This window comes from Haemophilus sp. 27098_8_127 (assembly GCF_041433495.1).
In the GTDB taxonomy this organism is placed as follows: Bacteria; Pseudomonadota; Gammaproteobacteria; order Enterobacterales; family Pasteurellaceae; genus Haemophilus_D.
On sequence record NZ_JAPWBP010000010.1, the window covers coordinates 24,298 to 44,081 of the forward strand.

Below are 19,784 nucleotides of genomic sequence, written 5' to 3' on the forward strand. Positions count from 1 at the left end.
TATAAAAGTTCAATTTATTAGAAAGAACCACCAATACTAAATTGGAATTGTTCTACATCATCATTCTCATATTTTTTGATTGGTTTCGCGTAAGAGAATACCAATGGTCCAATTGGTGATTGCCATTGGAAAGCCAAACCAGCTGAAGCACGAATATGACTCGGTTTTCCATAATCTGGCAAACTTCTTGTTACGCTAGATGGAAGTCCTTTTCTATCTGATTTCCATTTTGTGCTCCAGACACTTGCTGCATCAACGAAGAATGAAGTTCTCACGCTATTTTGACTCTTATCTGCGATAAATGGTGTTGGAACAATTAATTCCACACTTGCAGTTCCCATTGCGTTACCACCCACTACATCCGTGCTTGGTTCCCAATAATTTGCACCCGCTGCATTATTTTTTAAATAGATCGCGTTAGGACCTACTGCACCATATGAAAAACCACGTAACGAACCAATACCACCCGCACTATAAAGTTGATAGAACGGCACGCGCTTACCACTTAAACCATTAGCATAAGCGGCTGTTGCTTTACCCGATAATACCCAACGGTGATCACGATCTAATGGGTAGAAACCTTGAACTTCAGCACTTAATTTATAATATTTATTATCAGATCCTGGAATGGTGACACGGCCACCTAGGTTTGCTTTTACACCTTTAGTTGGAAAATAACCACGGTTTAAGCTGTTATAGTTCCAACCAAATGAAAAATCAAAGTCACTGGTTTTAATTGAGTTGCCAGTCAAATTCATCGACTTCATATATAAATCACGATTATATTCATATGCGAAGTTACTGATTTTGTTGTAAGTATAACCTAATCCCACATAGTATGAGTTATTCTCATTGACTGGGAAACCTAATGTCATGTTACCACCATAAGTGGTACGTTTATAGGTTGATGAGGTATCACTTTTTGAGTTATCGTAAGTTTCATAGAATACGTTCCCACCTAAACTTACGCCATCTTTTGTAAAGTATGGTTCTGTATAGCCTAAGTTTATGCTAGTACCATAGTCATTACGTGTACCACCTAGACTTACCGCCGCACCTGTTCCCAAGAAGTTATCTTGTTTCACACTCGCTTGATAGCTGATACCACTTTCTGTACCATAACCGATACCAAAGTTGATACTACCTGTATTACGTTCTCTGACTTTATACACCACATCCACTTCATCATTAGAACCTTGGATTGGTTCAATTCGGTTTTCTACGCTTTCAAAGAAACCTGTTCTATCTAAACGAACTTTACCTAACTCAACTAATTGAGAGTTATACCAAGTCCCTTCTTGCTGACGCATTTCTTGGCGCAATGTACTATCAGCAGAAACCGTATTACCTTCAAAGCGAACTTGACGTACAGATAAACGACGTCCCGCATCAACCACAAAGGTTAATGCTAATGTTTTATTCGCATCATCAAAAGTTGGTACTGTATTAACTGTTGCACTGCCATAACCACGTTCACCTAATTTATCTTTAATTAAGCTTTCTACGTATTGCACATCTGAACGTCTGAATGTTTCGTTTAAGTGAAGATCGCGCAATAATGGTTGTAACTCATTAGCCATACCACCTAGGTTACCAACAATACGAGCTGAACTTAAATTGTATTTGTCACCTTCACTTACATCAATAGTCACATCTGCTTTTGTATGATCTTCATTTAATTGAACATCTGTTTTAGTCACTTTTGCTTTTGCGTAACCATTATTTTGGTAGTAATCTTGGATAGTTTGGATATCTTTCTCAAACTGAGAACCATCAAACTTATTACCCCAAAGTTTCCACCAAGAATCTGGTTGAAGCTCCATTTGTTCTTGTAACTTACTGCTCGAAATCGCTTCATTTCCATTAAAAGTCACTGAACGAAGTTTTGCGGTATCATCTTCATCAATTTGAAGGGTAATTTCCGCTCGATTATTGGGTAAAGTCGTCACGATAGGCTCAACTTTCGCATTATAGCGACCTACGCTCTTATAATGATCTCTTAAGCTTTGAGCAAACCCATCTAACTTCGCACGATTTAGCACCTCACCACTCTTTAATCCATTTGCATCAAGATTTTGTTTCAGTGCTTCCGTCGGAACGGCTGAGTTGCCTTTAATATTCACTTCAGAAATGATTGGTTTCGCGATAACGCTCACAACTAACGCATCGCCATCTTGGAAAGCTTTGACATCATCAAACTGTCCACTTACAAACAATGAACGTACAATATTGGCTACGTCTTTATCCGTTACACGCTGACCGCTACGAACAGGAAGACTCGCTAGAATTTGTTGTTCTAAGTCTCCTTGAGCACCGTCAACACGAATGTCTTTTGCTACAAATGGTGCCGCAAATACACTCGTTGTAGTACCGAATAATAAACTTGCGATTAGAAGTTTTTTCATCGACTTTATCCTATAAAAAATAATAGTTATAAACGTAAGAAATCATTAAAAAGCACAAAAATTGTTTCAATTAACAAGATTGTTAGCCCTATACGATAACTTAAATTTTGTACCCGTTCTGAAACAGGTTTTCCTTTGATAGCTTCCGCCGCCAAAAACACGAGATGTCCACCATCTAAAACTGGCAACGGAAATAAATTCATTATGCCTAAATTAACACTAATTAACGCGAGAAAACTTAAGAAATAAATCACGCCAGCGTTAGAAGATGCTCCCGCACCTTGGGCTATTGAAATTGGCCCAGCCAAACTGGAAAATGAAAGTTCACCACTAAGCAATTTCCCGATTGCCTTCACAATAAACCAAGAAATTTGGCCTGTCTTTTCCACACCTTTTTGTAGCGCATCAAGAATACCATATTTTAATTCAGTTCGATACTGTTCGCCAACTTTTAAGAACGTCGGACTTAACCCTACAAACCATTTACCATCTTGATTCTTCTCCGGTTGCAAGGTTTTGTCAAAAATTTCCTGATTTCGTTCAACCTTGATTGTAAAAGGTTGACCTTGTTGTACCTGTGCGACAAAAGCTTTCCAATCAAGTGTGGTCGAATTTTCTGCTAAAATTTTATCGCCAATCAATAGGCCCGCTTTTTTAGCTGGTGAGTTCTCCACCACTTTTGATAAAGTCATCTCCACTTTACTTGAAACTGGATTGATTCCTAATGTTTCAAATGCTGTTTCTTTATCCGGCTCAAATGTCCAATTTTGCAGATTAATGGTTCGTTGATAAGGTCGGTTTTCACCAAAAGGCGTTAATGTGAGCTCAACAGAATCAGAACCTAACTTATCAGTGAGCAATAAATTAATGGTTTCCCAATCAGGGGTATTCTTCCCATCAATTGCCAAAATCTGGGTATTCGGTTCAATTTGAGCTATTGCAGCCGGTGAATTTGACGTGACGTTTTCAATGACCGGTTTAACACTCGGAATCCCTACAGAATAAATCACCCAATATGCCAAAATCGCAAAAATAAAATTAGCAAGCGGGCCTGCAGCAATGACAAAAGCACGTTGAGCGACAGATTTACTTTCAAATGCCTGCGATTTTAATTCTGCTGGAACTTCTTCATTTCGCCCGTCAAGCATTTTGACATAACCGCCAAGCGGAATAGCTGAAATAGCAAATTCGGTGCCCAATTTATCTGTGCGTCGCCAAATCACTTTACCAAAGCCAATCGAAAAACGATGAACTTTAATACCACACTTTCTTGCTGCCCAAAAGTGGCCGTATTCGTGCACGGCAACTAGCACAGCAATTGCAATAATAAATGAGCCAAGCGACCACAAAAATGACATGTTCTATCCTATAACACAAAGAAATAGAAATATGTGAAGAATGGTACTGCGGCTGTTAAGCTATCAATACGATCTAAAATACCGCCATGGCCCGGAATTAATTGACTACTGTCTTTAATGCCTGATTCACGTTTAAACATACTTTCTGCTAAGTCACCTAATACAGAAATAGCCACAGTTGCCACAGAAAGCACAACAAAACCACTCATTGAACGGCTACCTAATAAGGTTTCACCTGAGAAATGGATAAATACAAATGCCAATACCGCCGCGGTGATCATGCCTCCAAATACGCCTTGCCATGTTTTTCCCGGTGAGACTTTCGGCGCAAGCTTGTGCTTACCAAAGGCTCGTCCCGCAAAATAGGCACCAGAGTCAGCCGCCCATACCAATACAAACACATAAAGCAATAAGAATAAACCATGATGAGGATCAGCAGTATAATTATCTAAACGTAAACGTAAGACTGCGGCAACAAAAGGGATCAGCGTAGAGAAAGCAAACAACACTTGTAAAGGGATATTTTTACCCCAAAACTTCGCTGAACTTGGATAAGTCACCACTAATACTAATGCAAGTGCCCACCAACCGACTGAATTTAACAATAAAAGCGGCAAGTAGTTTTCAAATACTCGCCCCGCATCTAAATAATTACCTTCGTTATAAAGCCAAAGGAAGATAAATGCGCCTAAAAATGCCGCGATACAAAGGCGCGCTAAAGGATTTTTAAAACGAGCAAATTGAGCCCACTCCCAAATACCAAGCGTCGCCACAAAGCCTAAGGCTAGGGCAAAATAAAATGGGGTAAATAAGAACAAGGCACACAATACCAAAGCAATCAACACAATGGCTGATAATACACGTTCTTTAAGCATAAGTTCTCCGCTTATTCTGTCCCGCCAAAACGGCGATGACGTTGTTGATAGCAGGCAATTGCCTGATTAAAATCTTTTTCACTAAAATCCGGCCAAAGCACATCTAAAAAACACAATTCCGCATACGCAATTTGCCACAGCAAGAAATTACTAATGCGTTGCTCACCGCTCGTGCGAATTAACAAATCGACTGGCGGCTCATCTTGTGTCACTAAATGTTGCTGGAAAAGTGATTCATTAATATCACTCACCGAAATCTCATTATTTTTTACTTTTTCAGCTAATTGTTGAGTTGCTTGAACAATATCCCAACAACCACCGTAATTCGCCGCAATATTTAAAGTCAGTGCGGTATTATTTCCCGTTAAATTTTCTGCTTTTGCGATCTTCTCTTGCAATTTTTCACTAAAACGAGAAACATCACCGATAATCTTTAAACGAATATTATTTTTATGTAATTTTTTGACTTCTCGATCAAGCGCTTGCATAAAGAGCGACATTAAAGCGCTCACTTCTTGCTCAGGGCGATTCCAGTTTTCGCTGCTAAACGCATATAACGTCAAAAATTTAACACCAGTTTGTCGTGCATAACTCACCGCACGGCGCACGGCTGCCACACCATTTGTATGGCCAAAAATGCGTAGCTTATTTTGTTGCTTCGCCCAGCGCCCATTACCATCCATTATGATGGCAACGTGTTCGGGAATATTATTGTTATCAAGTTCTTTCATTCTAAAATATTCGGATTTTATGACCGCACTTTGGTGTATTCTACATTAACTTTTTAATCAGCGAAGCTGCTAATTCACGTGCTTGCTTATCTACGGCTAATACATCATCAATGCTTGAAATTATAGAAGATGGCATTTGCTCAACTGATACTTGGTTAATTTTCGCAATATCCGTAAATTTAATATAGCCATCTAAAAAGGCTTGTACTGCAATTTCATTTGCTGCATTCATAGCGGTTGTCGCATACTGCCCTTCTACAAAAGCATCGATCGCTAATTTTAAATTTGGATAACGATTAAAATCAGGTTCGATAAATGTCAATTCTTTGATTTTAAAGAAATCTAATGGTTCCACTCCACTGACTGTACGATTTGGATAAGCCATGGTTTCCGCAATGGGAGTTCGCATATCCGGATTACCCATTTGAGCAATGACCGAGCCATCTACATAACGCACCATTGAATGAATAATAGATTGAGGATGAATAATCACTTCCATTTCATCAGCCGATGCATTGAAGAGCCAGCGGGCTTCAATGTACTCTAAACCTTTATTCATCATCGTGGCAGAATCCACGGAGATTTTTTTACCCATTGACCAGTTTGGATGAGCGACGGCTTGTTCTGGCGTAATATGTTCAAACTCATTTAATGGCGTATAACGGAAAGGCCCACCAGAACCAGTTAAGACAATTTTACTGACACCCAATTCTTTCAAAGGACAGAACCCGACTTTTTCTTGCGCTTCAGGCGGTAAAGATTGAAAAATCGCGTTATGCTCACTATCAACAGGCAATAATTTTGCTTTCGACTGCTTCACTGCATCAATAAAGATCTGGCCACACGTCACCAAGGATTCTTTATTTGCAAGCAGGACTTTCTTACTCGCTTTTACTGCTGAAAGAGTTGGTAGTAATCCTGCTGCCCCAACAATGGCGGCCATCACTTGATCCGCATCAGGATGTGCTGCTAGCTCACAAATGGCTTTTTGTCCAGCTAAGACTTCCGTTTTAATGTGGTGTGAAGCTAATTTTTCTCGCAATACCTTTGCCGCATTTTCGTCATCTAGTGCGGCAAAGTGCGGTTGAAATTTCACGCATTGTTCAAACATTGTCTCAACATTTTTGCCCCCCACTAACGCAAAGGCATGGTATTTGTCGGGGTTATGTTCGATAACTGAAAGGGTGCTATGACCAATAGAACCGGTTGCTCCTAAAATAACAAGATTTTGTTTTTGCATAAAATTTCGACCGCACTTTGTGCTTTTATTTCTTCATCAGAATAGAACAAGGGCAGACACTTGGTCTGCCCCAAAACATGGTTCGACAATTAGAAATCCATTAATTCTTTTTCTTTATCAGCTAAGATCTCATCCACTTTTTTGATATAGCTATCAGTGACTTTTTGAATGATTTCTTCTGCTTTGTGTTGATCGTTTTCGCTGATTTCTTTGTCTTTTAATAATGCTTTGATTTTATCATTTGCATCACGACGTACGTTACGAATCGCGACTTTACCTTGCTCACCTTCGCTTTTTACGATTTTGATTAAATCACGACGACGTTCTTCAGTTAATGGAGGAAGAGGTACGCGAATCGTTGTACCCGCTGAAGATGGATTTAAACCTAAATCAGAAGTTAAAATCGCCTTTTCTACTGCGCTGATTAAAGAACGGTCAAATACCGTTACCGCTAAAGTACGCGCATCTTCTGCAACCACGTTAGCTAATTGACGAAGTGGGGTCGCTGCACCATAGTATTCCACTTGGATCGCGTCTAATAAGCTAGGTTGAGCACGACCTGTACGGATTTTTGCAATATGTCCACGCAACGCTTCGAGGCTTTTTTCCATACGAACTTCAGCATCTTGTTTGATTTCATTAATCATTCATCTGTCCTTTTCAATAAATAAAGATAAAACACAGTGATTTTACTGGATTTTTAGGGAGTTTTGAATAAATTTATTCACAAAAAAGGCGAGATACTTTCTCGCCGTTTTATTCGTTTAAAAATTAACTAATCGTTGTACCTTCTTCTGTACCGAGTACAACTTTGCGTAACGCACCTGGTTTACACATATTAAATACACGAATTGGCATACCGTGGTCACGCGCAAGTGTGAATGCGGCTAAATCCATTACTTTTAATTCTTTATCAATCACTTCTGCATAAGATAATTTATGGTATAGCTTCGCATTAGGATTTTTTGCTGGATCGCAATCATACACACCATCAACTTTAGTCGCTTTTAAAACGATATCCGCTTCAATTTCGATACCGCGTAAGCATGCCGCAGAATCTGTAGTAAAGAACGGGCTACCTGTACCGGCTGAGAAAATAACTACACGTTTTTCACGTAACATTTTAATCGCTTCAGACCAATTATAGGTATCGCAGATACCATTTAATTGGAAAGCAGACATTAATTTTGCATTCACATCTGCACGGTGAAGCGCATCACGCATAGCCAAGCCATTCATCACAGTTGCAAGCATCCCCATATGGTCGCCTACTACGCGATTCATGCCTGCTTTAGCTAATTTTGCGCCACGGAATAAGTTACCGCCGCCGAGCACAACACCAACTTCCACGCCCATTTCAATTAATTCTTTAATCTCTAACGCCATACGATCAAGAATCGAAGGATCGATACCGAATCCCTCATCCCCTTGTAATGCTTCACCACTTAATTTCAATAAAATACGTTTGTAAATTGGTTGGCTCATTTGTCTTTTCCTTTGTCGGTTACAAAATTTGGCTTATTCTAGCAAAAGAGCGAAAAAGTTAAAAATGGAAATTGGTCAGAAAAGTGCGATAAAATATCGCTGTTTTGATTTTATAGGTAAACTTTATGAAGATTTCAAAAACCTCACAAATTTTAACCGCACTTTTTTCTTTGGCTTGTGCCATTGCTGCCGGTTATTTGATTTTACGAGGTTCAGGGATGTTTCCTGAGCCATCTATTAGTCTGATTTTACTCACCGCTATTTTTATTATTTTATTAAGCTGTAGTCAAAAATCTTTCTATTTTATTTTATTCCCCTTAGTTTGCTTACACGCAATTTATACGCCGACAGGCTTAAATTTTGGTGCGCCAAGCTACCAATATATTGCATCGGTTCTCGCGACGGATATGTTAGAGACCAAAGAGTTTCTCATGCAAATCCCTGTGAGCAGCTATTTAGCAGCCTTAGCTATTCCAGTTTTAGTCTTTTTACATTACAAAAGTGCGGTCAAATTTGGGGTGAAATTTTATCGCAATAAAACATTCATTGCTCTCGCTACCCTGTTGATTGGCTACAACTTACCGATTGCTGCGCCATTAAAAGAAACAATAGATTCGAGTGTAGAAATTGTTAATGAATGGCAAAAATTGAAAAAAATGTCACAGGAAAGCAGCTGGGGACAATCCACATTAGAAAATTCTAAATACCAAGATTATGTGATGATTTTGGGTGAAAGTGCGAGAAAAGATTACTTGCATGCGTATGGATACCCCGTCAATGACACACCATTTATGTCATCTGCAAATGGTACACTGATTGATGGCATGACATCCGCCGGAACCAACACTGTCGCCTCATTGCGCTTAATGTTAACGTTACCTGATAAAGAAAAATGGGAACCAAACTATGATTTAAGCTTAGTGGATCTCATTAAGTCTGCAGGTCTGAAAACCTACTGGCTCTCTAATCAAGGTTTTTTAGGTGAATATGACACGCCAGTTGCTTCGCTTGCCTCAAAATCTGATGAAACCATTTTCTTGAAAAAAGGTGGGAGCTTTAATTCTACAAACTACAGCGATTTTGATTTAATTCCTAAATTTGCCCAAGTTTTAGAAGATCCAACGCAAGGTAAACGCTTTATTGTATTACACATTTATGGTTCGCATCCGCTTGCTTGTGATCGCGTTGAAGATTACCCGAAAATTTTCAATGACAATGATATTGAGAAAAAGAACGAATACTTAAATTGCTATATTACATCCATTAAGAAAACCGATAATTTTATTAAGAAAGTGTATGAAACGCTCAAAGAAAACGAGCAAAAAACACACCGCACTTTCTCAATGATTTATTTTTCAGATCATGGTTTATGTCATCAGGAAGATGATAAACATGGCGTCACCTTGTTTAACCAAAACTGTCACAGCCAATTACATCATAATATTCCACTCTTTAAGATTTCATCTGATGATACGGCACGTAAAGAATACAAAGCCTTTAAATCTGGTTTGAATTTCTTAGAAGGTATTGCTAATTGGATAGGCATTAAAAATCCGAAGCTCACATTAGAAGAAGATTTATTCTCTGAACAAGCTGACAAAGATGACTATGGACTGAAAAAACTGATTGAAGAAAAATATCGTAAAGATGCAGACCCTGCCATCGATATTCGTCCAAAGAAATAGAAAATCTCAAATTTCAGACAACAAAAAAGCCGATATTCAATATCGGCTTTTTTTATATCTCAATGGAGAAAATTAAGCGTTACCGCCAGTGATTTTTGCAACTTCAGCTGCGAAGTCTTCTTCTTTTTTCTCGATACCTTCACCCACTTCTAAACGGATGAAGTTAGATACTGAAGTGTTTACTGATTTTAAGAAGTCACCTACAGATACAGAAGGATCCATTACGAATGGTTGACCTGTTAATGAAACTTCACCAGTGAATTTCTTCATTCGACCTTCAACCATTTTCTCTGCGATTTCTTTTGGTTTACCAGAGTTAACTGCGATATCAATTTGAATTTGACGCTCGTGTTCAACAACATCTGCAGGTACATTTTCTGGGTTCACGAATTCTGGTTTAGATGCCGCTACGTGCATTGCCACTTTTTTAAGTTCATCTTCTGAACCTTCACCTGCAACTAATACACCGATTTTTGCACCGTGTAAGTATTGAGCAATAACTTGACCTTCTAAGTAAGCAACACGACGGATGTTCATGTTCTCACCGATTTTAGCCACTAATGCAGCACGTTTTTCTTCAAATTGTGCTTGTAATGCTTCGATAGTAGTGCCTTTGTGTGCTGCTGCGAAATCAGCCACTTCATTTGCTAAACCTAAGAAGCCAGCATCTTTTGCTACGAAGTCAGTTTCACAGTTCATTTCAACTAATACACCGAAACCATTTTGTACACGAGCAAGGATAACACCTTCAGCTGCAACACGGCCTGCTTTTTTAGCAGCTTTAGCTTGACCAGATTTACGCATGTTGTCGATTGCTAACTCGATATCACCGTTTGCTTCAACTAATGCTTTTTTACATTCCATCATACCGGCACCGGTACGTTCACGAAGTTCTTTTACTAATGATGCTGTGATTTCAGCCATTTTAAAAATCCTCTGTCGAAAGTACGATTCATTTTAACCGCACTTTTAGATAAAAATATAGGGGCTAAATTTTAGCCCCTATGCCAATTAATCGTTTGATTATTAAGGGCTTCGCCTTATTGCAAAACTTAAATTATTCTGCGTCAGCTGCTAATTCTTCAGCAACTTGCGCTTCGTTACCACGACCTTCTTTAACCGCTGCTGCAGCTGCAGAAACGTAAAGTTGGATAGCACGAGTCGCATCATCGTTACCAGGGATAACGAAATCTACGCCAGCTGGAGTTGAGTTAGTATCAACGATAGCAAACACAGGAATACCTAGGTTGTTTGCTTCTTTAACAGCGATATGTTCGTGGTCTGCACCGATAACGAATAACGCATCTGGTAAGCCGCCCATATCTTTGATACCGCCAAGGCTTAATTCAAGTTTTTCCATCTCACGGGTACGCATTAACGCTTCTTTTTTGGTTAATTTGTCAAAAGTACCGTCTTGAGATTGAGTTTCTAAATCTTTTAAACGTTTAATTGATTGACGAACGGTTTTCCAGTTAGTCAACATACCACCTAACCAACGGTGGTTTACATAATATTGTTGACAGTCTAATGCTGCAGCTTGTACTGCTTCTTGAGCCGCGCGTTTAGTACCAACGAATAATACTTTACCGTTGTTGCTAGCAATACGGGTTAATTCCGCTAAAGCTTCGTTGAATAAAGGTAAAGTTTTTTCTAAGTTGATGATATGAACACCGTTACGAGCACCAAAAATGAAAGGTTTCATTTGTGGATTCCAGTAACGAGTTTGGTGTCCGAAGTGTACGCCCGCGTTGATCATGTCGCGCATTGAAACTTGTGCCATAATATTTTCCTTTTGTTGGGGTTGAGCCTCCACATATCAGCTAATCGACCGTTTGGCACCCCGATTAAGCCTTAATGATATGTGTGTGTTGTTAATAATTAAAAACGCTGCTTTTGAAACCCAAAAACAGCGGTGCGATTTATACCATAAAGTGCGGTCAAAAACCAGTTTATTTTGTCAAATTTATTACTTTTCTTGCTTTAATAAACAATAAAGGGGGACGATGTCGCAAATCTTTAAATTCATCATGCCATTGTGGTTGCTCGGCTAACATGGGTTCAGCCATTTGTTCAATTTGAAAACCTGCAGCAATTAAATCATTAATAATCGTTGCCATCGTGCGGTGATAGGTTTTAAAAGGTTGTTGAAACCAATTCCGCTCTCTCAAGCCTTCATCACGGTAATGATTTAAACGATAAGCGACTTGCTGCTTTTTCTCATTTTTTTCCCAACGCTCCCCTTCTTTATGGCAAGTTGTAATCGGATGCTCCTGGGAAAAAACTAATGTACTATTAGGCTTAAGTTTGTTGGCAATGGAAGCTAATAAAGCAGGAAAATCTTCAATATAGTGAAAAGCAAAAGAGCTGGTAATGACATCAAAATCACGTTCTGGCAATTCTGACAAATTTTCCATCGGTAGCTGATATAACGAAAAACGACCTAAAAACTGACCGCACTTTTTTAGCTCTTTTTCAGCTTGCTCGACCATTTTAACTGAAAGATCTGTTCCCACTACACTCGCCGCATCGCGTTCTAAATAGAGTTGCAAATGTCCGCCCGTTCCACAGCCTAGATCGAGTAATTTTTTCCCTTGTAAATCAGGTAATAGGGAAAGCATAGTAGGCTTTTCCACTATTTCATTGAGACTGATGGGATTAGATCGAAGTTTTTGATAAAGCGCAAAGAAGTTTTCTTTATCATAAACGCTCGTTTGGTTACTCATCTCGTTTCCTATGTAAAATTAAAAAGGGCGTATTCGATACACCCCTACAATATTAACGCGAAAACTTATCCTGCGAAACTTGCAAACCATCCTAAGTTTGCGCCTACTTGTGCCACAATATTTAACACACCGAATAAGATCACAAAACCAATCATAAAATTACCGCCATACACTTTATAAGTTGCATCTGGGAATTTTTGACGACTGGCTTTAGCAAGTAGTGCCGGCACGATTGCTGCCCAAATGGTTGCAGCTAATCCGGCATAACCAATGGCAATCACGAAACCATAAGGGAATTGTAGACTTAACAATAGTGGCGGTAAGAATGTTACCAATGTGGTTTTTGTTCTGCCTAATACGCTGTCATCAAATTTAAATAAATCGGCAATATAATCAAATAAACCTAACGTTACCCCTAAGAATGAGGTTGCAATAGCCATATAAGCAAAGAAATTCAATACAACCGCAATGTATTCCACTTCAATATATTTGTGTAATGCTTCTAATAATGCCGATACATCGCCGCCTTTTTCAATTACGGGTGCAAATTCTGTACGAGGTAAATTACCTTGCACCGCAAGCTGCCATAAGATGTAAATCACTAAGGCTAAGCCTGTACCTATAAAGATCGATTTCATTACACGACTACCATCGCGATCGTAATATTTGACGAGACTCGGTACATTTCCATGGAAACCAAAAGACACTAAGCAAACAGGGAGTGCGGTCAATAAATAAGGTAAATAAGTTTGATCACCTTCTGCAATAGTATTGAATAACACTTCTGTTTTTACAGAGCTCAATAAACCTGCGGTAGAAAGGAAGAAAGCGACTACCATCCCAACAATTAATACAGTTGTGAAACGATCCACGGCTTTAGTGGAAAGCCATACGAAAGCCGCAAGAATAAAACAGAAAATTAAGGAGCCAGAAGTACGTCCAATATCGACCGCACTTTCAGCAGAACCAAAAGCTTGATTAAGCAAATTTTGTGTAATCCCACCGCCAGAAGTGATGTAGGCATAAGTCAAAATATACAACACAAAAGCAACAGAAAGACCATTGATAATATTCCAACCTTTACCTAACAAATCTTTTACGATGGTGTCAAAGCTTGAGCCGGTAGGATAATGTAAGTTGGCTTCTAAGATCATCAAACCTGATGTGGTCATACAAAACCAAGTGTAAACTAAAGCCAGAATAGAGCCGATAAACCATACACCGGCCGTTGAGGTTGGGTTAGCAAGCATACCGGCACCAATTGCGGTACCCGCAATAATCATGGCGCCGCCTAATAAAGAAGGAGATTTTTTTATTGTCATCGTTAAGTCCTAAAATAAAAATTTGCACTATTATAGTAGTACAAAATTAAAAGACAATCTTTTTGTATCGACAAAACGCAATAAATTCATATAATCAGCCATCTCAACAAAAGGATAATTTATGAAAAAACAACTCAAAAGTTTTGCTTTTGCTGTATTAGCAGGGGCGGTTATCACGTCTTGTGCGGATTCTGCTTCAATTAATCAAGAGGCAGCAAGCAGCTACACACAAGAAATGGGGAAAATTCGCTCACAAGGTGCGATTGATACTACATCAAATACTGCAAGACGTATTCATCATGTCTTTAACAAAATGGTGCCTTATGCAAACCAAGAGAATGAAACAGGCTTGGAGTTTAATTGGCAAATCAATGTCATTAAATCTAAAGAGCTCAATGCTTGGGCAATGCCTGGCGGGAAAATGGCTTTCTACACAGGTTTAGTAGATACCTTACAACTAAACGACAATGAAATTGCCGTTGTAATGGGACATGAAATGGCACACGCCTTAAAAGAACATGGTAAAGCCAAAGCCAACTTCGGCACCATGAGTGCCATTGCAGGCGCTATTGGTGGAACAGCACTGTCTGTTGTGGTTGGAGCCGATGTGACTGATTTAGTGACACTCACGAAAGACTTTGCTTTAGATAAACCGTACTCTCGTAGTGCTGAAACTGAAGCCGATGAGGTGGGTCTCATGTTAATGGCTCGCTCGGGTTATAATCCACAAGTCGCGCCTGGCTTATGGCAAAAAATGGCAAAAGCCTCTGGTGGTTCTAAAGGGGCACTTGATGTGTTAGCTTCTACTCACCCGAGTGATGAGTCCCGTCAAGAAAACTTACAACGCTTATTACCAGAAGCAATGGAACTTTACAAAGCCGCTAAAAATAAAAATGGCTAAATAAAACAGTCAAAAAATTGACCGCACTTTCATAAATAAAAAGCGAATATCATGTTCGCTTTTTTAATCTCAAAAAGAAAACCGCACTTGAAAAATCAAAGTGCGGTTTGTTTTTATAGTATTTTCAATTAATGCTGTTCGTTAATGTGACCTTCAATTGGTTTTACATTTTCATCAAACACTGGTAACGGTTTGTGTTCGCTTGCAATGTAAGAATAAATCACTGGCAACACGAACAAGGTAAACAATGTACCGATAGCCAAGCCTGCCACAATAACGATACCAATACTGAAACGAGATACCGCACCAGCACCTGTTGCATAAAGCAACGGTACAAGACCTGCAATCATCGCTGCGGTTGTCATCAAAATTGGACGTAAACGTACTTTAGCCGCTTCGGTGATCGCTTCAATACGCGTTTTACCGTGGTTTAACTGCTCTTCTTTCGCTACTTCACACATCAAAATACCGTGTTTCGTAATAAGACCAACCAGGGTAATCAAACCCACTTGTGAGTAGATATTGAGTGTCGTTCCAGCAATCCCTACAAATCCAAAGGCATTTAAGGCTAACAATGCGCCACTCACGGCTAAGGGTACGGAAATCATAATCACGATTGGATCGCGAATTGATTCAAACTGAATCGCCAAGACTAAGAAAATAATCACTACCGCAAGTAAGAACGTTACAGCAAGTGCATTACCCTCTTGTACTAACTGACGTGCCTCACCTTTAAAGTCATAGTTGTAACCCTGTGGCAAGGTATTTTTCGCATTGTCTTGTAACCATTGGACTGCATCACCAATTGAAGTACCCGGCATCGGTACAGCACTAATCACCGCAGAGTTTAACTGGCTGAAACGAGGCAATGTACTTGGTTGCGGTTCCAATGTAGCCGTCACCAAGCTGCTTAATGGAACAGAGGTACCATTTGCTGCGGTGATGTAATACTTATTAAAACTTTCCGGTGATAAACGATTGTCACGTTTTACTTGGGAAATAATTTTATAAGCACGGCCGTCAATATCCACACGTTCAATGGTTGCGGCAGATAAGAAACTCCCTAACGTACGGCTGATTTGTTGCATCGTAATACCGTAAGTCCCCGCTTTTTCACGGTCGATCTTAATCCTCATTTGAGCAGTATCAAATTTAAGATCGAGGTTGGTATAAACGAACTTACTGGATTTCTGCATATCCTCTAAGAATTTACCTGCCACATTCGCTAAATCGCCATAGTCTTGTGACGTACTAATCACAAAACCGATTGGAGGACCTTGCTCCCCTGTATCAATTTCTGGGAACGAGAAACCTTGTACAGATACTTCAGGAATGGATTTCGCTTTTTCATTCAACTCATTCACAATGGCTGTTTGGCTTTTTGAGCGTTCTTTCCAATCTTTTAAAGTCACAACGTTTAAAGATTGGTTAGAACTTGGTGCCCCTGCAATCGTCATGGCAAACTGCACTTCTGGCGTATTTTTTAAAATCTCTTGATAAGGTGCCATCGCATTTTGCACATAATCTACGTTTACGTTAGACGGTGCTGAACCAATCGCTAAAAATGCCCCCTTATCTTCTGATGGCGTTAATTCACTGGAAAGCGATTTAAACAGCACAGGCAAGGTCGCAAAGATAATTGCCGCAAACACCAACATACATTTACGATTAACCATGACCAAATCAAGGACATAGGCATAAGCCGCATTCACTTTGCTTAATGTATGCTCTACTCGTTGCTCTAATTTACTTGGTTCTGCATTCGATTTCAGTAATTTACTGGTCATCATCGGTGAAAGTGTTAATGCCACGATACCCGAAATAAATACTGCCCCTGCAAGGGTTAAGGCGAACTCTTTAAACAACGTCCCAGTGATTCCCCCCATTAACGCCATTGGAGAATATACCGCAATCAAGGCAATGGTCATGGAAATAACGGGAACGGCAATTTCACGCGTACCGATAATCGCCGCACGGAATGGCGTTTCTCCTAACTTAATGTGACGGTCCACGTTTTCCAATACCACAATCGCATCATCTACCACTAAACCGATAGCCAGAACCAATGCTAGCAACGTCATCAAGTTAATGGAGAAATCTAAGGTTTGAAGCAACATAATTACCCCAATTAATGAAATCGGAATAGTGATAACCGGGATTAAAATCGCGCGGAATGAACCAATAAACATGGTAATCACCACCAACACGATTATCGTTGCCTCAACAATCGTTTTGATTACTTCATTAATGGAGTTATTAATCGCAATTGTACGGTCATATAAGATGTCAGATTCAATAGCATCCGGTAGATTATTTTTAATACTGTCATATAGCGGACGTACTTTCGCAGCTACCGTTAATGGGTTTGCTGACGAGGTTGGGTTAATCGCTAATACAACAGAATCTGCGCCATTGGCTACCGCACGTGAGCTATCGCTTGATTTATTTAACTCAATATCAGCGATATCGCGTAAACGTACTAACTTATCACCGTTAGACATCACAATTAAGTTACCTAATTCTTCAACCGATTTTGTCGTGGTTTCTACTTTGTTTTTATAGGTTACAAAATAGCCATTATCATTACCTGCTGCTGTTTGAACGTTATTCGCTGATAATGCGGACATCACTTGTGTGGCAGAAAGGTTTTGAGCCGCCATTTTTTCTGGGTCTAACCAAATACGAAGTGCGTACTCAGATGCACCAAAGATCTGCACACTCGCCACCCCTTCTACAGTAAAGAACTGAGGTTTGACTACGCGTTGAATATAGTCAGTCACTTGGCTTGCATCAAGCTTGTCAGAACGGAAACTAATATACATAATCCCCGAACCACCGGTTGATGAAGAAATCGTTGGATCTTCAATACCACTTGGCAATTCAGAACGAACCGAGTTAACTTTGGCTAACACGTCTGCCAAGGCCGCATTTGGATCCGTATTTAATTTCATTTTTACGGTGACAGTTGACGTACTTGGGCTAGAGCTTGAAGACATATAGTCCACATTATCTGCTTGTGCTACCGCTTCTTCAATTTTTGAAGTAACAAACGCTTGAATTAAGTTTGCATCCGCACCTGGGTAAACCGTGCTCACCGTAATCACCGTCGTAGTCATTTTCGGATATTCACGCACAGCTAGTTTCGAGATCGCTTGTAATCCTAAAATAATGATTAACAAGCTAATCGAAACCGCCAACACAGGGCGACGAATAAATATATCGGTAAATTTCATTCGCTTTTCCTAATTAAAGATTCGTTTTATTCGCAGGTTGTTCAGTACCTACGCCCGCTTTATCTGCAACAGAGACTAATGAGCCGTTACTTAAGTTTTGCTGACCACCAGTCACAATTTTATCGCCAACTTTAACTTCGTCACCTTTTAATTGTGCATAAATACCTTGACGATCTTTCGTAAATACAGTGATTGATTTTGCACGGTACATATTAGCTGCTTTTTCTGCGCCGCCTAATTTCTCAATATCTTCATCGGAAAGTGCGGTCAAAATATAAAGCGATTCGCCATACATGTTGTAACTCACCGCCACTTGTGGCACCACAATTTGATTATGTTCTGTTGGCAAAGCCACATGTAAGCGAGTAAACATACCGGACAATAATTTTGCCCCATCTTCTGGTTCAAATGTTGCTTGAACATCCACTAAACCGGTTGAAGAATTAATTGCCGGCTCAATGGCAGTAACTTTTGCTGCAAAGGTTTCACCTTTACGCGCATCTGCCGTAGCCGTTACTTTTTGACCAATATGCAATTTATCTAATAGGTTTTGCGCAATCGCAAAATCCACTTTCATAGAAGAACGATCTTCAACACGCACAATTTCAGTACCGTTTGAAACGTATTGACCAACATTCACTTTCACGATACCGGCTTTACCATCAAATGGCGCGACGATTTGGCGACGTTCAATTGCCGCTTTTAATGACTCAATATTTGCCGCTTGTGCTTCATAAGCTGCTTTTGCATTATCTAATTCTTGACGAGAAACAGCCCCGCTGCCCGCAAGGTTTGCATAACGTTGATAAGTTTGACGCAATGACACCACCTGAGCTTGTGCGGCTTGTAAGCTTGCACGCTCAACCGAGCTATCTAACTCAACTAACAAATCCCCTTTTTTCACGCTCTGTCCATTTTGCACGAGCACTTTAGACACGGTTCCTGCACTTTGAGCGCTTAACATCGCCCCTTGGTTCGGACGAACAAGACCTGTCGTTTCAATAATTGGCGTCCATTCTGAAGCCTTTACTGTCATCGCTGTTACAGGGGATGCTGTTTCTGGTTTATTTGCCAAGAAATCAGCAATGCCTTTTGCCTTCATTTGATTAAGGAAAATCATTGCTGCAAAAATTAACACAAATACGCCTAACGCTAATTTCAAAAAGAAAACGTGTGAACGCTTTGGTTTATCAGTTTGAGTTATACTCATTTGGAAAACTCCATTAAGACAATAAAATGACTATTTCTGAATTGCACGCCAAGAGCGTTCAATGACAGATTCTAACATCGCATCGGTTACTGCCGTACCGAGAAACTTGATATCTGAGGCTAAAACTATTGCTGTTTTAAGACTCAGCAAAAATAACATGTGAGGATCTAAATCAGCTAACACATTTGCGGCTTGTCCCTTGAGACAAAAGTGTTCCCAACACGAATGCTCCATTTCTTTGCAGGTTTCAATAAACTCTGGTAAAGATCGATATTGGCTCATGTTTAACAGAATCGTTGGATTTTCTTGAAGAAAATGCCAAATATTCCACCACATTTTTCTGTATTGCTCGAAAAAAGATTGGCTTTCATCAAAACCTTCTTCAATCGCCACAGCAAACTTATTGAACACTCGACGAGCAAATTGTGCTAATAACTCGTCTTTACTCTTAAAATAAAGATAAATCGTACCCGCTGCGATGCCAGCTTCCTTGGCTAACTTATGCATAGAAAGATAATGTAATCCTTCTTTTGCCATAAGACGATCTGTTGCATCAAAGATCTGCTCGCTGACATCAAGCTTCGTTTTAGAGGCTTTTACTTGTTGCATAATAAAA

At 39.7% G+C, this 19,784-nt stretch carries 16 protein-coding genes; 2 read left to right on the forward strand and 14 right to left on the reverse strand.

The genetic code is table 11. The features are described from left to right. Positions 1 to 17 precede the first annotated feature (17 nt). The 7 genes from bamA to pyrH form a co-directional block, all read right to left on the reverse strand. On the reverse strand, positions 18 to 2,405 hold the full coding sequence (bamA, locus tag O3746_RS09500; RefSeq protein WP_371448833.1) for an outer membrane protein assembly factor BamA: 2,388 nt from the start codon (positions 2,403 to 2,405) through the stop codon (positions 18 to 20). 26 nt (positions 2,406 to 2,431) lie between these two features. Then, positions 2,432 to 3,763, reverse strand: a complete 1,332-nt coding sequence (gene rseP / locus O3746_RS09505) for a sigma E protease regulator RseP (protein ID WP_285267406.1) — start codon at positions 3,761 to 3,763, stop codon at positions 2,432 to 2,434. An 8-nt stretch (positions 3,764 to 3,771) separates the two neighbouring features. Beyond that, positions 3,772 to 4,638 carry a phosphatidate cytidylyltransferase gene (locus O3746_RS09510; RefSeq protein ID WP_054419254.1) on the reverse strand — a complete coding sequence of 289 codons (867 nt, stop codon included), beginning with the start codon at positions 4,636 to 4,638 and terminating at the stop codon, positions 3,772 to 3,774. Between the two features lie 11 nt (positions 4,639 to 4,649). Further along, positions 4,650 to 5,369: a polyprenyl diphosphate synthase gene (gene uppS, locus O3746_RS09515; protein ID WP_285267405.1), complete on the reverse strand. Its 720-nt coding sequence runs from the start codon at positions 5,367 to 5,369 to the stop codon at positions 4,650 to 4,652. Between the two features lie 40 nt (positions 5,370 to 5,409). Then, on the reverse strand, positions 5,410 to 6,609 hold the full coding sequence (gene ispC / locus O3746_RS09520) for a 1-deoxy-D-xylulose-5-phosphate reductoisomerase (RefSeq protein WP_371448834.1): 1,200 nt from the start codon (positions 6,607 to 6,609) through the stop codon (positions 5,410 to 5,412). A gap of 89 nt (positions 6,610 to 6,698) precedes the next feature. Continuing rightward, complete coding sequence (gene frr / locus O3746_RS09525) at positions 6,699 to 7,256, reverse strand: ribosome recycling factor (protein WP_290915029.1); 558 nt, start codon at positions 7,254 to 7,256, stop codon at positions 6,699 to 6,701. Between the two features lie 124 nt (positions 7,257 to 7,380). After that, a complete protein-coding gene (pyrH, locus tag O3746_RS09530) occupies positions 7,381 to 8,094 on the reverse strand; it encodes a UMP kinase (protein ID WP_005696785.1) in 714 nt (237 codons plus the stop codon). A 125-nt stretch (positions 8,095 to 8,219) separates the two neighbouring features. On the opposite strand from pyrH, the gene O3746_RS09535 reads away from it, so the two are divergent. After that, complete coding sequence (locus O3746_RS09535; RefSeq protein WP_371448837.1) at positions 8,220 to 9,779, forward strand: phosphoethanolamine transferase; 1,560 nt, start codon at positions 8,220 to 8,222, stop codon at positions 9,777 to 9,779. 72 nt (positions 9,780 to 9,851) lie between these two features. Here the strand turns inward: O3746_RS09535 and tsf are convergent, their stop codons facing one another. The 4 genes from tsf to mtr all read right to left on the reverse strand — a co-directional run bounded on the left by tsf (position 9,852) and on the right by mtr (position 13,824). Further along, complete coding sequence (tsf, locus tag O3746_RS09540; RefSeq protein WP_371448839.1) at positions 9,852 to 10,703, reverse strand: translation elongation factor Ts; 852 nt, start codon at positions 10,701 to 10,703, stop codon at positions 9,852 to 9,854. 133 nt (positions 10,704 to 10,836) lie between these two features. Next, positions 10,837 to 11,559 (reverse strand): 30S ribosomal protein S2, encoded by a 723-nt coding sequence (rpsB, locus tag O3746_RS09545; protein WP_005698638.1) that lies wholly within the window; start codon positions 11,557 to 11,559, stop codon positions 10,837 to 10,839. Positions 11,560 to 11,728: 169 nt separating this feature from the next. After that, positions 11,729 to 12,502: a class I SAM-dependent methyltransferase gene (locus tag O3746_RS09550; RefSeq protein ID WP_371448841.1), complete on the reverse strand. Its 774-nt coding sequence runs from the start codon at positions 12,500 to 12,502 to the stop codon at positions 11,729 to 11,731. 65 nt (positions 12,503 to 12,567) lie between these two features. Beyond that, a complete protein-coding gene (mtr, locus tag O3746_RS09555) occupies positions 12,568 to 13,824 on the reverse strand; it encodes a tryptophan permease (protein ID WP_371448843.1) in 1,257 nt (418 codons plus the stop codon). Between the two features lie 121 nt (positions 13,825 to 13,945). Between mtr and O3746_RS09560 the strand changes: the two genes are divergently transcribed. Then, positions 13,946 to 14,725, forward strand: a complete 780-nt coding sequence (locus O3746_RS09560) for a M48 family metallopeptidase (RefSeq protein ID WP_049384031.1) — start codon at positions 13,946 to 13,948, stop codon at positions 14,723 to 14,725. A 128-nt stretch (positions 14,726 to 14,853) separates the two neighbouring features. Here the strand turns inward: O3746_RS09560 and O3746_RS09565 are convergent, their stop codons facing one another. From O3746_RS09565 to O3746_RS09575, 3 genes are read right to left on the reverse strand one after another with little or no spacing between them, the layout of a single operon-like run. After that, complete coding sequence (locus tag O3746_RS09565) at positions 14,854 to 17,958, reverse strand: efflux RND transporter permease subunit (RefSeq protein ID WP_371448846.1); 3,105 nt, start codon at positions 17,956 to 17,958, stop codon at positions 14,854 to 14,856. A gap of 13 nt (positions 17,959 to 17,971) precedes the next feature. Continuing rightward, a complete protein-coding gene (locus tag O3746_RS09570; protein WP_371448848.1) occupies positions 17,972 to 19,168 on the reverse strand; it encodes an efflux RND transporter periplasmic adaptor subunit in 1,197 nt (398 codons plus the stop codon). 30 nt (positions 19,169 to 19,198) lie between these two features. Next, positions 19,199 to 19,777, reverse strand: a complete 579-nt coding sequence (locus O3746_RS09575) for a TetR/AcrR family transcriptional regulator (RefSeq protein ID WP_371448850.1) — start codon at positions 19,775 to 19,777, stop codon at positions 19,199 to 19,201. Between the last annotated feature and the right edge of the window lie 7 nt (positions 19,778 to 19,784).

What these genes read in the sequence shown, in the direction of transcription:
- bamA (WP_371448833.1), bottom strand. Translation starts at nt 2,405, where the DNA reads ATGAAAAAACTTCTAATCGCAAGTTTATTATTCGGTACTACAACGAGT.
- rseP (WP_285267406.1), bottom strand. Translation starts at nt 3,763, where the DNA reads ATGTCATTTTTGTGGTCGCTTGGCTCATTTATTATTGCAATTGCTGTG.
- O3746_RS09510 (WP_054419254.1), bottom strand. Translation starts at nt 4,638, where the DNA reads ATGCTTAAAGAACGTGTATTATCAGCCATTGTGTTGATTGCTTTGGTA.
- uppS (WP_285267405.1), bottom strand. Translation starts at nt 5,369, where the DNA reads ATGAAAGAACTTGATAACAATAATATTCCCGAACACGTTGCCATCATA.
- ispC (WP_371448834.1), bottom strand. Translation starts at nt 6,609, where the DNA reads ATGCAAAAACAAAATCTTGTTATTTTAGGAGCAACCGGTTCTATTGGT.
- frr (WP_290915029.1), bottom strand. Translation starts at nt 7,256, where the DNA reads ATGATTAATGAAATCAAACAAGATGCTGAAGTTCGTATGGAAAAAAGC.
- pyrH (WP_005696785.1), bottom strand. Translation starts at nt 8,094, where the DNA reads ATGAGCCAACCAATTTACAAACGTATTTTATTGAAATTAAGTGGTGAA.
- O3746_RS09535 (WP_371448837.1), top strand. Translation starts at nt 8,220, where the DNA reads ATGAAGATTTCAAAAACCTCACAAATTTTAACCGCACTTTTTTCTTTG.
- tsf (WP_371448839.1), bottom strand. Translation starts at nt 10,703, where the DNA reads ATGGCTGAAATCACAGCATCATTAGTAAAAGAACTTCGTGAACGTACC.
- rpsB (WP_005698638.1), bottom strand. Translation starts at nt 11,559, where the DNA reads ATGGCACAAGTTTCAATGCGCGACATGATCAACGCGGGCGTACACTTC.
- O3746_RS09550 (WP_371448841.1), bottom strand. Translation starts at nt 12,502, where the DNA reads ATGAGTAACCAAACGAGCGTTTATGATAAAGAAAACTTCTTTGCGCTT.
- mtr (WP_371448843.1), bottom strand. Translation starts at nt 13,824, where the DNA reads ATGACAATAAAAAAATCTCCTTCTTTATTAGGCGGCGCCATGATTATT.
- O3746_RS09560 (WP_049384031.1), top strand. Translation starts at nt 13,946, where the DNA reads ATGAAAAAACAACTCAAAAGTTTTGCTTTTGCTGTATTAGCAGGGGCG.
- O3746_RS09565 (WP_371448846.1), bottom strand. Translation starts at nt 17,958, where the DNA reads ATGAAATTTACCGATATATTTATTCGTCGCCCTGTGTTGGCGGTTTCG.
- O3746_RS09570 (WP_371448848.1), bottom strand. Translation starts at nt 19,168, where the DNA reads ATGAGTATAACTCAAACTGATAAACCAAAGCGTTCACACGTTTTCTTT.
- O3746_RS09575 (WP_371448850.1), bottom strand. Translation starts at nt 19,777, where the DNA reads ATGCAACAAGTAAAAGCCTCTAAAACGAAGCTTGATGTCAGCGAGCAG.